11 protein-coding genes are annotated in these 13,543 nt (G+C 45.7%); 4 read left to right on the plus strand and 7 right to left on the minus strand.

All coding sequences use genetic code 11. The features are described 5' to 3' along the window. From OP864_RS00915 to OP864_RS00930, 4 genes are all read left to right on the plus strand, one after another. On the plus strand, nucleotides 1-891 hold the full coding sequence (locus OP864_RS00915) for a M15 family metallopeptidase (protein ID WP_270099448.1): 891 nt from the start codon (nucleotides 1-3) through the stop codon (nucleotides 889-891). A 116-nt stretch (nucleotides 892-1,007) separates the two neighbouring features. Further along, on the plus strand, nucleotides 1,008-1,736 hold the full coding sequence (locus OP864_RS00920) for a hypothetical protein (protein WP_270099449.1): 729 nt from the start codon (nucleotides 1,008-1,010) through the stop codon (nucleotides 1,734-1,736). A 195-nt stretch (nucleotides 1,737-1,931) separates the two neighbouring features. After that, on the plus strand, nucleotides 1,932-2,807 hold the full coding sequence (locus OP864_RS00925; protein ID WP_270099450.1) for a hypothetical protein: 876 nt from the start codon (nucleotides 1,932-1,934) through the stop codon (nucleotides 2,805-2,807). 68 nt (nucleotides 2,808-2,875) lie between these two features. Then, nucleotides 2,876-3,433, plus strand: coding sequence for a hypothetical protein (locus tag OP864_RS00930; protein ID WP_270099451.1), 558 nt, complete (start codon nucleotides 2,876-2,878; stop codon nucleotides 3,431-3,433). A gap of 414 nt (nucleotides 3,434-3,847) precedes the next feature. On the opposite strand, the gene OP864_RS00935 is transcribed toward OP864_RS00930, so the two are convergent. The 7 genes from OP864_RS00935 to cas1 all read right to left on the minus strand — a co-directional run bounded on the left by OP864_RS00935 (nucleotide 3,848) and on the right by cas1 (nucleotide 13,506). Next, nucleotides 3,848-4,330, minus strand: a complete 483-nt coding sequence (locus OP864_RS00935) for a hypothetical protein (protein ID WP_270099452.1) — start codon at nucleotides 4,328-4,330, stop codon at nucleotides 3,848-3,850. A 50-nt stretch (nucleotides 4,331-4,380) separates the two neighbouring features. Continuing rightward, nucleotides 4,381-9,336, minus strand: coding sequence for a hypothetical protein (locus OP864_RS00940; RefSeq protein ID WP_270099453.1), 4,956 nt, complete (start codon nucleotides 9,334-9,336; stop codon nucleotides 4,381-4,383). 183 nt (nucleotides 9,337-9,519) lie between these two features. Continuing rightward, entirely contained in the window at nucleotides 9,520-10,221 is a 702-nt protein-coding gene (locus OP864_RS00945; protein ID WP_270099454.1) for a hypothetical protein, read from the minus strand. 4 nt (nucleotides 10,222-10,225) lie between these two features. Continuing rightward, nucleotides 10,226-10,810 (minus strand): hypothetical protein, encoded by a 585-nt coding sequence (locus OP864_RS00950; RefSeq protein ID WP_270099455.1) that lies wholly within the window; start codon nucleotides 10,808-10,810, stop codon nucleotides 10,226-10,228. A gap of 561 nt (nucleotides 10,811-11,371) precedes the next feature. After that, entirely contained in the window at nucleotides 11,372-11,689 is a 318-nt protein-coding gene (cas2, locus tag OP864_RS00955) for a CRISPR-associated endonuclease Cas2 (protein ID WP_245538611.1), read from the minus strand. Then, a complete protein-coding gene (locus OP864_RS00960) occupies nucleotides 11,686-12,474 on the minus strand; it encodes a hypothetical protein (protein WP_270099456.1) in 789 nt (262 codons plus the stop codon). Before OP864_RS00960 ends, cas2 begins: the two co-directional genes overlap by 4 nt. 15 nt (nucleotides 12,475-12,489) lie before the next feature. Then, complete coding sequence (gene cas1, locus OP864_RS00965) at nucleotides 12,490-13,506, minus strand: CRISPR-associated endonuclease Cas1 (protein ID WP_270099457.1); 1,017 nt, start codon at nucleotides 13,504-13,506, stop codon at nucleotides 12,490-12,492. Nucleotides 13,507-13,543 lie beyond the last annotated feature (37 nt).

Consider the following 13,543-nt stretch of genomic DNA (forward strand, 5'->3'; position numbering starts at 1 on the left):
TTGAAAAAGAGAATACTTAGCGGACTGGGGGGCATAGGTTTATTGGTAGCCTGTACCCCTACGGTTGGCCCAGAAGAGGAGCAGCAGCCTCAAGAATTGATTCAGTCTGCCATAGACAGCAGTGCAGAAAAAGAAGAACAAGACAGCCTTAGCCTTTTGGAGCAATTGGACAGCAGTGGGCTGCGGATATCGCCCAAGGCTAGTGCAGAAGAACGTGCCAAGATTATGGAAATCATTAGCAAGGAATACCTGATGGGCCAGTTTAATCCGGCCACAGACCAACGTTTTGAGCGGATAGAGCGTCAGTATTTGGTCTATCCAGAGCGAAAAATCTTTATTCGGAAGGAGGCCATGGCCAAATTCAAGGAGATGCAAGCTCGGGCCAAGGAAGATGGGATTGCGCTAAAAATCATGTCGGCTACCCGTCCATTTAATGTGCAAAAAGCCATTTGGGAGCGAAAATGGCGAGGAGAGCAAAGAGTGAACGGAAAATTTGTTCCTCAGGATGCGCCTCAGAAAGCCAAGGCCGAGCAGATTTTGGAGTGGAACTCTATGCCGAGTACATCTAGGCATCATTGGGGGACTGACATTGACATAAACAACATAAATCCAGCCTATTGGCTCAAGGGGCAGGGGGCCAAAGAGTACGCTTGGTTAGTGGCTCATGCTGCCGAATTTGGTTTTTGTCAGGTCTATTCTGCGGGCCGTCCTTACGGTTATCAGGAAGAAAAATGGCATTGGTCTTATATTCCTTTGGCTAAAGAGTTCACAAATCAGTACAAAAAGTACATTAAGGATCAAGACATCCACGGATTCTTAGGGGCCGAGGCCGCAGCAGAGATTGAAGTTGTTAAAAAGTATGTATTGGGGATCAACCCAGACTGTCTTTAAAATAGCTTGCTGAACTTGTTGTTGGCCAGCCCAACTATCAAAATACAAAAAGCCCTTATTGCCAAAATGGAGGTGCTTTAATTTACAAACAAGTTCATTTAAAAGCTTAACCTAAGATGCTTTCAGAAAACGACATCCAACAACTAGAAGACTATCAGTACAACCGTCTTTCTTCTAGCGAACGCAAGGCCATTGAAAAGCGAATGAAAGAAGATCGCGCCTATAAAAAAGAAGCCAAGGCTTATCTTCGTCTTTATCAGGGCTTTCAGATTGATAAACTCAGCACTGATATGGAACGTTGGGATAAAGAGCAGCAGCTCCCCCAATTTTTCCAGCTAAAACATCTGGCGGTAGCGGCTAGTGTTTCGCTCTTTATTGCCTTAGGGGCCTATCTCTTTCAGCAACAGACGAGCAGCCCAGCCAACTATGCCCATTTTTATGAGGCCTACAAGCCCTTAAACCTACTCTCTAGAGGGGGGGAAGGGGGCTTAGACAGCCAGCTCATATTGAAGGCCCAGACGCTTTATAAGGAGAAAAAATACGCTCAGGCAATTCCTCTTTTGGCCCAATGCCCAAAGACAGACTGCCAATTGATGCAAGGCATTGCTCTACTAGAAACCCAAAAAGAAAATGAAGCAAAAGCCATTTTTCGGGAACTTAGTCGAGAACAATCTATTTCTTTAGAAAAACAGCAGATTGCAAGTTGGTACTTGGCACTGACTTTGGTAAAAACAGAAGAGTGGACCGCAGCCGAAAAAGAATTGGAGCATTTGCTACGTACTGCTAAAGAAGGTTACTATATTGAACAAGCTAAAGCATTGATGCAGCAGATAAAAGCCAGATAAGTCGCTTAGGTCCTTAACTAAAATTGTTGATCTCTAGATTTTTTTTTATCTTTACTATTAAAAGAACTAGTTTCAGAGCAATGCTTTTGGCCCTAACTCATCTACTGAGTGCTAGCGACTATTTCGAAACAAAACTTATGCAGTTTGCGGGTCGCCAAAAAAATTCAATTGCAAAGTAAAACACCAATCTATTCTATGAGAAATCTTCGCCTCCCTAAAGAGTTAAAGCTTTTTGCGCTGATCGCTCTGCTGCTCGTCATGATTGTCGATAGCGCAGATGCCCAAAGAAGACGCAAAAAAGGTAGAAATAGTGGCCGTTTGGAAATCATGGAAAACCTTCCCGAGTTTTTCGTAAACGATAACCGCCTACCCGATTACCTCAAAATGGTATATCGACGCGATGCGACTCGCCTAGCCCTTCGTTTGATTGACCGCGAGCAGCGGATGTCTAAGCAAACGATTATTGTCCCTGAAGAATTGGTCCAAGCCATTTATAATGCACTGGTGGCAGTTCGCCTAAGTGATTATGGGGCCATTCAGGACATTACCTCTAAATATTATGTGCGCACTTTTCCGCAGCCCAATGTGGAGAATATCATTTTGCTTGCCGAGCATGATGCCGACTGGCTAGAGCCGCTTAAGCGTCGTGCAGATACTACGGCTAGCCCTAGTATCAATAATATTATTCGCAAGTATAATCTAGTCATGACCAATATGGTTTATCTGGATGAAGAGCGTGCAGGTCTTGTTTTACAGTCTCGCGAGTTTATCAATATGGCGGCTTTGGCTATGAAGTTCTATACTGAAGAAGGAATTGGTTCTATTGAAGAGACGCTTCCCTATGGAGATGGCAATGACATTAGCATTGAACGAACTAAAGAAGGCTGGGACTTGGTCTATAGCGTAAAGTTTGGTAACTGTGTCAATCAATGTCAGAAGGTGCATCGCTGGGAGTTTTCCATTGATGAAGGTGGTGAAGTTTCTTACAAGGGGGACAAAGGCCATACGATTCCGCCTTGGTTGAGCCCAACGGCAGAAGCCAAAAAATATCCTGATGTCTTAAAGAATTAAGGCCTTAAAAAAAGAAAGCTATTGAGTATTACTCAATGGCTTTTTTTCATTTTAATCTAAATTAAGCCATGTTATCTAAGCAAAAGTTTCGTTATTTTTTGTTGCTGGCTCTTCCTATGCTCCTTTTACTTTTGGGCCTTGGCTACTATAATTATTTGCAGTTATCTTTGGCCCAACAACAGGCCGATATAGAAGAACAATGGCAGCATCTAGAAAAAGAATATGAGGAGCAATTGGGCCAGCTATTTAAGCGAGCCGAACTGCTTGCGCAAGAAGATAGGCAGGCCCAGAAACAGCTACAGCTAATTCGCCAAAAAGAGCAGGGACTCTATGAGGTAGATATAGAATCAAGCAGCAGTTTGGCCGATTTTGCCAAAACACAGGAGGAGATTCGGCTGGGGTTTCGTCAGTTTATTATTGATTTTGAGATCCCTAGACTAAGCAGTGCTTTAGAGGATTTGCAATCAAGTAGCCAAAGCCAACAAAAGGAATACAATGATCTGATTGAGCATTATAAGGAGCTACAGCAAGCTTTTCCCTATACGCTGCTGCAATGTTCTACCCCACTCTATTTTGAAAGCTACGATCCCTATGGTCGCCCTTCGGAGCGCTATCGATTGAAGTAGTTTTTTGTTTGTTTTGGGGCCCGCGGCCGGCTAGCCTTCGGCTAGCTGGCCGCCGCTATGCTGCGGGGCTCACAGGGCTGTTCGGCCCTGCAGCCGCCTAGGGCGGCTTTGGTCTGGCCTGCGGCCACCCCTGCGCAGCGCTGGGCCAAAAGAAAAAAGCGAAACTTGCCCTGAGGGCAAGTTTCGCTTTGCGCAGAAGCGCCTGCGGGATTCCTTAGAGCATCTTCTGGGCGGGGATAAGGACTGCAGCGAGGAATACGCTCTTATCTGCGTCCTAGAGGCCCGAAGGGCCGCAGGCTGAGGGATAGTAGGCAGTGGCCCGCAGGGCCAGACCAAGGAGCCGAAGGCGACGCAGGGCCGAGCGAGCAGCGAGCTGCCGCATAGCCCGACCCGAGCGAAGCGAGCGGGCAGCCCCTAATAATAATTAATATAATAAAGGAAAAGCCCTGTTAGCTGGCCAAAAAGGCTTGTGAGGCTACTATTGAGTTTTCCTCTGAGCAACTCCTCATAGCTTTGGCCCTTTTTTGGGGGTTGTTTGGCGGCAATTAAGGCCCTAATTTTTTTGCGGGCTTGCGCATACTGCTGCCAACTATACCAAGCCAGATAAATAGCTAAGACAAAAGGGAAACTTCTGGTTAAATCGACCTCCCAATAATTAAAAATCCAGATAGCGATAGGCAACATAATTGCGCCCTGTGCCAAGGCTGCCAAAAACTCTATGCCCTGAATCAGCAGAGTGTTTTCGCTAAACAACTTACGGTCTCCAGCCTTGACAAAAGGGATAGCCAAGAGCAAAAGCATAAAGCTAAAGACAATCTTAATCAGTAGCGCCAGCAAGTTACTAAAGACAGAAATGGCCAAAAGGCTAATAAAATAGGCAAATATAAGTTGAAGCATTTGAGCTTGTGTTTGGGCCAAAAAAAAGGGGGCCAAAGCCCCCCTATACATTAGAATGCCGAATTGGCACGTAGACGGAACTGAGAATACATTCCAGAGTTTCCAGCCTCAACCGAATAAGTTTTGCCATTGATTTTCACCTTGGCAAACTTTCGTTTCAGACCAGCCACCGCATTGTTGTACTCTGGCTTAGAAGAGGCCGTAGTGAGCACGCCATTGGTGTATTGAAAATAATACCACTCTCCGTTGGGAGAAACAAAATAAATATTCAGTACATCTCCTCTAGCGGGATCCATTTGTACTTCTACCGCTCCTTTAACAATTTGGCCAATATGGGTGCCCATCATAGAAGCCAGCTGCAATCGGCCATTAGAGACAAAAGACTGTGTTTTGGGGCTCCACTTCATAATCATCTGAGAGAAGAAAAGCGTATGTTTTAAATCTTTGGGCAAGACGAGGCGGTTATCATTGGCCACTTTTTTCCACAGCTTATCAAAGGCTTGGTTTTCGGGCACAAACTCCTTGAGTCTAGATTTAAAAGAACGATTGCGTACACTAGTATACAAAATTTCCTCGATAGTTTCCTCATTAGACTGTAAATCTTCAATGATGAGGTTGGCCAATTGATCGGGGAGGTAGAAATCCATCAAGGAAGCCATATCGAAGCGGAACTCCGACTCTTTATTGAGGAAAAAGCTAAAGTCGCCATAAGACTGAATGCTAATGGGGGGCATTTCGGGATTTTTAAAGCCACCATCTAGGTTAAAGCTACCGACCGCTTCTACTTTGGCATTTTTCTCTGAGACCGTCATCAGGTTACCGAGCGTGTCGGGGTCCATCACCTTGAGCGAATCGCCAAACATATACATCTGTTTGAACTGATGGAACTTAATTAGGCCTCGGGCTTCAAAGATTCCTCGGTCTTTGACGGTTCTTTTGGGGGCTAAGATAGAGGGATAGAGATACAAAGAGTCCATTCCCAAATAAAGGCCAACATAAAGGGCCTCACCTTCTGGGTTAATGGGTAGATCATAATCAATGGCTACATTCTTCTTATCAATTCGGGCGTCAATACCAAACCATTGCGGGCGAGGGATCACCGAAGAGGTCAGTTTGGCAAAGCCTCTAAAGGTCAGGTTTTTAGATTCTGCGCTCATCTCCACATCCCCTTTAAATCGGGTACGGCGGTCGAGATAAAAGCTATCTTGTTCATCTAAGGCACCACTACCAAAGGTAATAAACTGGGCCTCATTTTGTTTTACACGGATATTGTCAAACTTAATTTTTTGGTCCTTAAAATTGTCTACATTAAATTCCAAAAAGCCATCTGCCGTATACTCCCGCTTACTAATAATGTTGATGGTAGCATCTAGAATTTGGTGATTTTGGTTAAAGGTATCGGCCACAATTCTAGAGCTATCTAGGGTACGCATATGGGCATGTCCTTCAATTTCGATATGCTCATTGATGGGGTAAATAAAGGCATCGGCTACACGGATGTACTCTACGCCATCTACTTGCAAGAGCCCGGTATTGAGGTCATAATCTGCAGACACTCCCATAAAGTAAAGAGAATCTTGGCTTTCTTCGGTGGCCAAGAAAAAGCCCGCTTTTCCCTCGGTGGCATCAATATGAATATTGCGTTTATCCATATCCCAGTGGAAGCGGTCCAAAGAGGTTTTATAAGAGTTATAGGGCAGGTCGGTACTGAGGTCTTTTTCTCGCGCAATAAAGTCGCCTGTTCGTTTATCAAAATCGACCACCGCCTCTACATTGTTGTTATCAAAGGCAAAGGCCACCTCTCCTTGTTGTTTAATGGAGACGGCTGTAGAGGGGGAGGTCACGCTATTTCGCCCAAACTTAAAGTCTCCGCCGGGGTTTGATTTCAGGGTCGCTTCATCCCATTCAAAGATTCCTCTACCCAACAAGCCGTTGGGCGTCAAGTTTAGCGAGCCATCTAGGACATATTCTCCACTTTCAAAGAACTGAAAAGGGACCCCTTCTTCCATATCCGACTCAATATACATAGAGTCGCTATAGGGGGCCCAATCAATAAATACAGATTGTCCATCTACTTTAGGAAACTCTACGCCATCAATTACTTCTTCCTCTAGGGCAAAGTCTTTTACGCTATCGGCCACAAAGCGCTCGGGCAAGAGCTCGATATACTCCGAGGAGATGGTGGCGCCTAAATAGTCAAGGGTACCATTGGCCAAAAACCCTTGGTTACTGATCCCAAAGGCGCCTTTAAATTGGCCTTTTCCTTTTCCAGGATCTTCTCTTAGGTAAATGGGGTAACCTTCCTCTCCGGGGGTTTCTGACTCAAAGCCCAAGGAAAGGTCCAGATACATAATTTTTAGTGGCTCATAAATCTTCGGAAAGATATCGGCCGGGGTCAAACAGCCCCGCAAGCGCAAATTATCCGAGTCATAATCTTTTAAGGTGTGTATTTCAAAGTTTGGATAAACCTGATAATAGAAATCTTCTTGCGGATAAACCTGTTCGCCATAAATCTCATTCAGGCGGCTTTCCCGTTCAAAATAAACATAGGCCGTATCGCTCACAAAAACAGAGGGCATATCGGCTGGGCTCTCCTGCTTACCCGATTTATTACTAGGGGCATCAATAGATAATACGCCCTTGGTATTTCTCAGCTGGTTATTGATGAGTAGGGTTTTCTTAGAGGGTTGTCCCTCATCGGTAGTTGCTCTAGCATCGCTATTAAAACCAGCATAAGGACCAGAAGAGTATTTCTCCCGCTCATATACATAAAAGTCAATGAAGTCAATACTGTCCATGGCCACTTCATAACTTTCATAGAAGAAGCGGAAATTCTGCCCTGTAAACTTGAGCAAGCCTGCTTCCATCACCCCATTAAAGAGCATATCTTTATTGGCCAACATCTCTACCTTTTGCTCCAAAGGAGACACATAGACCTGCTGACTATCAGAAAGGGTGAAGGCAATAACGCCCATGGTCTCCATGCTCTGATCTTTCAAATTAAAGGTGGCATTAGAAGACCGTTTTTTGGCCTTTGAAGGGACCGATTTGATTTTAATTTGGTCGTAGTTGTGTACATTAAAGTCACTTCTACGGGCCGATTCCTTATAGTGAAATAGCTTTTTACGCAAAACGATCAAATCCTCTTCGGGATCATAGGTAATAAAACCATCGGCAATCATTTCCTGAATCAAGGTAGAGCCATTGTCTCGACTATGAGAGGGCGAACGCACATCATTGATAAAGTCCCAGTAGTAATAGGCATCGATCATTCCCTGAGAAAAGACAGAGGGAAAGCCCTTCTCAAACTGGTTCCAATCGTCATAATTTCTAATGATCTTAAATTTGGGGTTCATTTTCGCTTTCTGGATGGTTTTGCAGTCCATAATATGCAGTTTTTCCATCCGCTTATCCAACATCCCCAATAAAAACTCTGGGGGCAGTCGTTTGCTGTCATCTACCTGTAGGGTCAATTCCATATCCCAATTGGCCATTTCGTCATCTGGGCATTCGCCATTGGCGCGCTGCTCCAAACTGCTGCCTAAGGCCTCTGAAATCAGGGCAAATTTAATAATGGGGTTGGTGGTCCCAATCAATTGGTATTTGTGCATGACATCATCATCAAAGTACTCATCAGAGGTAACTTCCATGTTCTCTTTGTTGTCGCCCAATTCCATTTCATCACTATCTATCTGCCAACGAATCGAGTTGGTCCGCATTTCTCCATCTTGCAAGGAGTTGTAAAAAGGTACCTTAGAGGTCTTGTCTTTCCCTCGCTCCAAACTGAGGTACTTCTTCTTGATGTCATAACGCATCAAAATATTCGGGTGATAAATAGAGTCGATCCCGTTTTCGGTCTCAAAATAAATACTCACCTCCGCAGAAAAAGACTCTACTTTCTGCCCCTTGGTAATATCAAAGGACTCCGAAAAGGCCCGCACGACTAAGTCGCCTTTGCTATTCGTAATCTCAATGACCGAACGGTTGTTCTTATCGCCATATCCCCGCACATAGTTTCCTTCTAGCTTAAATCCTCCCCGATAGTCTACTCCCTCTCCAATATCTTCAATGGCTACCCGCTTAGAGCTAGAGTAAAAACGAGGATAAGATAGGTTGGCCGGCTGCCGAATCCCCTCCTTTTTCTTGCCCGTTTCTTCATCCTTATAGGTATATACTTCGGAGCGTCTCGAAATCCGATCCTCAAAAATCCCCACCATCGGCTCCTTAAATACCGAGGGGTAAATTAAGGTAGAGCTATCTACTTTGTAAGAGGTTTGCTTGGCCAAAATATCATAGTCCGCAATCTCACAACGGGCATCTTCGGCCCCTTCCTGCCGCCAATGAACAACTCCTGACTCGCCTTCCCATACGGCTTCTTTGCGCAAAGGATAGTAGGTGCCAGAAGCCTCCTCAATGGTCAAAGAGTCATCCTTATTAAAACAATATAAGGTGGTGTTTTTATACTGTATCCCCAACTCATTGTTCTCAAACTTAATCACAAAGTTCCGGCTGTCGGCCTTCCAAGTATGGCTGCCTCGACTCACTTTATAGAGGTTGTTTTCAATCCAAAACCCTAAGGACCACTTGAGGTAGTTCTCAAATAGGTAGTTGTCCCGAATCTCTTTTCCCTCCAATACTTTCAAGGAAATCTCAATCCAACGATCAAAGTATTTTTGGGTCAAACCATCATCTTCCGCAAAGGACACAATGGTCTCTAATAAGGGCCGAATGTAGTTGTATCGCTTCATTTTTAAGCCCACCATTTGGTTGCTTAGCTTCAAAAAGCCCTCATAATGCTGCTCGGTTACCCGCCGCTCTTTAATCGCTTTCTTAAAGCGCTTGAGCGTCTGCTCACAGTCATCTCGCTTAAATTGAGTCAATACATCCTCAATTTCCTTATATAATTTATCCCGATCTGTCGACTCAAAGGGGTCGGTGTTTACCCCTTGCGCCCAAAGACTGCCCACTAAAAATAGCAGGCCCATCAATACTGTTAATTGCTTCATCTCTTTTTTATTTTTTATTTTTTTGGGGCCTCCGCCTCCCTTCGGTCGTCGGCGCTACGTTTCGCAGCTCGCAAGTCTGCTCGGCCCTTCGCCGCTTTCAGCGGCTCGGTCTGGCCCTGCGGGCCACTGCTGCACATCGCTAGGCCATTGGCCCCTTCTCTGCCCAAAATTACAATTTTGCAATTAGTGGATGAGCTCCTTCAAGGGAATCAAATCCAAATAATTGACAATCGCTTTTTCTTCACTCAAATAACAATAATACGTCAAGGCCCATAAAGGCCCCAAATAATAGAGCAGATACCCAAAATCTTTTTTATTAAAGTAATATAATCCAAAAAATAGTGCCCCCGCTGCAGCGGATAAGATAAACCCCAAATCAACAAATACGCCTCCTTTTGCCCAACCCAAAAGGGTATAACTCAGGCCAATTAGCCCAAAGCAATGGGCCAAAAAATAGAGCCATAAAGGAGACATCAAAAGGGCCGGCCTCGGTTGCCGAATCAAATTGCTTAGGGGCAGAAATAAAGCCGAAAATAACAAACTAGCCGTGGCCCACAAAATGGCCCGGTCCAAAGCTGGCCAAGCCCAATACCAAAATAAGGCCGCTACCAACAAAATAAAATGCCCTAGCAGTTGCGGGCCCGTCCAGATCCAATAAGCATCAAATTTGGGCCGCTTGACAAAGACCGATAAGCCCCGCCAACTGTTCCAAAGCAAAAAGGCCAGCAAGTATAAATAGACTAGCTCAGGATGATCTAGGCCCCAAGAATTATATAGCTGACGACTAGCTTCCATCAAAAAGAAAAAGAGCAGGTCCAACAACAAGAAACTCATCAAGTTGCTGCGCTCTTCCTCTTCTTCCCAATAATCTAAAAGACGAGTCATCTAATTATTTGTTGGCGGTCTTTTTATTAGAAAAGCGACGCAGAAAACTCTCTTTATAGCCCAAACTCAACAAGGCATTCCGAAATTCCTCTACCTCTACAGCCTGAAAACTAGGGTTTAATAGACCAAAGGATAAGCGATAATGCCCATTCGCATAGCTGATGTGCAATTGCTTGGCCAAGGCTTCATTCCAAGCCGCCTTCGCTTGCAATTTTGACAGATCTAGTAAGCGATCGGCCGAAAACTGTAAGCTATGCGTGAGGGCATCTCCATCTACCGACTCAAATAAGACGTCTTCTTGCACAATATAGGCTTGCTTAAACCCAGATTTTTTGACCAAGGCCAGCACCTTGGCCGCTGTGGCCTTGCCCATGTACTTACCTAGGTATACCCGAGTTAGGCCTTTATCTGTTGGCTCAAAACTAAGCACTCCATATTTGGCTAAGGGCGCAAATACACTACTATCTATGGCCTGACTCATAGCCGCAATGCGCAATTTATAAGTTCCCTTGACAATTTGTGCTTTTACTGCCGTTTGCCCAAAGCATAAAAGGGCCAAAACAGTCATGAATAATCTAATGCTTCGCATAAATCTATTTAAGTAACTGAAAAAATGGTTGGTCATTTTAAGGTACAGCTTTTTTATTGGACCGACAATAGTTTTTAGTTTCCTTTAAAGGGCATGCCCCTGCTCTTTCCCAGATTCAATTAGGCTTTTTCTAAGCTAATTTGCTCCTATCTACGAAGTAAAAAAGAGCCAAGGCGGTGCGGCCTTGGCTCTAGTGGAAAGAAATGCTTATCTATTCTACTGACTTTTTGATCTTTAGCTTTTGGTCCATAAAACGAGCCGCCAAAGGTCCCCCGAAGGGATTCCTTAGGGAATCCCGAGGAGGGGCGGGTGGGCGGGGTCGTCATCACGGATGAGGAGCGAAGCGACGAATGCCATTTTAAGGGAGCAATTAGCCGCCAAAGAAGAGCGCCCCAAGAAAAAATGCAAGTGGAGCGGCCCAGCGCTGCGGAGGGGTGGCCGTAGGCCAGACCGAGTTTTTTGAGCAAAGCGAAAAAAACGAAGGGCCGAGCGAGCAGCGAGCCCCGCAGCATAGCGGCGGCCGAGCTAGGCGAAGCCTAGCCGGCCGCGGGCCCCAAAAAATTACAATAAAATAAATAGTAGTTCATCTAATAAACGGCGGAGGTCTTCTGATTCTCCAGCCCAGACCATTTCCTCTATGCTTTGCTTGCGGATGGGAAAACAAATGAGGCTATCTTGAGGCAGGGCCTCGGGGTGGTGCAACATCAGTTGTTGGAGATCGGCCCTGAGTTCACGGATTTCCTCTAGCAGCATATTGGGGGCAAAAAAGACCGACTTTTGTAGGCGCTCGGCCCCTTGGCGCTGCAACAATTTGCAAACAGCCAGCCGCAGCCGATTAGAAGAAATATCGTAGGACATAATATAGTGACTCTTCTTCATCGGGCTCTAAACATGGTGTAGGTCACAAAAGCAATGGTCACGCAAACCATAAAGACAATGACCAATTGATAAAAATTCCAGCGTTCTTGATCCATCCGCTGCTGTTGTTGTTGCTGCGGTTCTATCTGCAGCCTTTCTAATCTTGGAGTTGCGGCGGCGGCCTGTCCTTCTTGTTGCTTTCTCTTCTTTTGCCAATAATCCTGTGCATCTTTAGGGCTAATTTTTTCGGGAGAAGCCTTGGGTTGCCTCAAATCTTCCTGATGAGCGGCCAACTGGCTTAGCTCATCGGTGGAGAGGGCCTGAGGGTGCAGTTCGTGCCTTTCGGTAGGATAGCGCAAAAGGACATCGGAATTGGCTTGGGCATAGACCCAATAGCGCACCCCGCCATGGCCGCTACAGGCGCCCCTTCCTTTGAGGTCCTGTTGTTCTTCATCCATACAAATACAGCCTAGGCGTTTTGTTCTATCGGGTTCGGGGCGATTGGACTGCACATATTTGGGTGTAGCTGGGGCTGTTTTGGGTGGATCGGCAGGCGGAGCGACTGGTCGTTCTTTTTCCAAATCGGAAGAGCGCAGCTCCTCCTCCCAGGCATCGGCCTCTATAGAATCGATTAGGGGGTAGGTTTTTTTTTCGGGGCCTTGATTGAGGGCCAATGGAGCAGAAGAAGTCTGGGGTTCCTCCATCCATTCGCCGACCTCCCAGAGGAGCAGAGGCGTTCCGCCCAAAGTACTTAGGCCCAAAAAATAGCTTAGTAGCTTCCACCAGTCTAGTTTAAATGTTGACATTTGTATGTAGTTTGGTTAAAAATCGAGGGTTTTCAGATAGCTAGCTAAGCTTTGGAGGCCTAAGTCTATCTGGGTTTTTCTTTTTCTTTTTTGGCCCTGATAAATAGAGCGTTCCTCCAGATGGCCCAACATGGCGGCAATCACCTTTTTCTTGCCAGAGGGGGCTAGGCGAATGCCCTCTCGGATAGAGCGTTCTTCAAAATGCTGTTGGGGATCTAAGCCTTTTTCAAAGACCAATTGCAGGGCGGTCCATTCGGCCCAATGCCGATAAATTTCGATACAATCAAAGACCAGGGTAGGCCGATTATATCGGTCGGTATGCAAGACGCCCATATAGGGATCTAGGCCTGCTTTGATGAGGCTGAGTTCGACCAAGGGATAGAGCATTCCATACAAATAATTGAGCAGGGCATTAAAGGGATCGTAGGCGGGGCGGCGCATACGGCCAGCAAAGCCCCATTTTTCGGGCAAGACTCTGGCAAAGGCCTGAAAATAAGTTCGGCTAGCGCCGCCCTCCCAGCCTCTAAAAGAGGCGGCTAATTCTTTCAAATTGGCTCGGGGAGAAATGGGGAGTTTCTCCCATCTTTGGATCAGTTTGCTCAGGTTTTTTTGGTCCTTGACAAAATCGCTTTGGCCTTGTTTATCTTTGCGGGCATAGGGTTGCTCTTGCAAAAGCTCTAGGGTCCTGAGTTGATTTTTGGCCCTTTGGAGCAATTGGTCTCGCACCCAATCCATACCCAGCGGATGGTCGGCAAAGCGGGCTTGTTTTTTTCTGACCGTAGAGATAGAGCCATATTGGCCCGACCAGAGATAGCCTTGCGAGCGGCCCAGCTGATCGGTAAAGACCATAGGAATATTATGAGAGAGGGCCAGAAGAATGGCATCGCTACTAATGCGTACTCCTTTGGTTAAAAAGATACAATTGATTCGCTGACAAGCGATTGCACGGCCTTCTGAATGCTTGGGTTTGAACCAAAACATGCCATTTTCTACGCCTAAAAAGGCCCCATATGAGTCTAAATATAATTGCATGAGTTGGAGGCTTCCGAAAAGCGTGCAAAAACATAAA

Source organism: Saprospira grandis (assembly GCF_027594745.1).
In the GTDB taxonomy this organism is placed as follows: Bacteria; Bacteroidota; Bacteroidia; order Chitinophagales; family Saprospiraceae; genus Saprospira; species Saprospira grandis.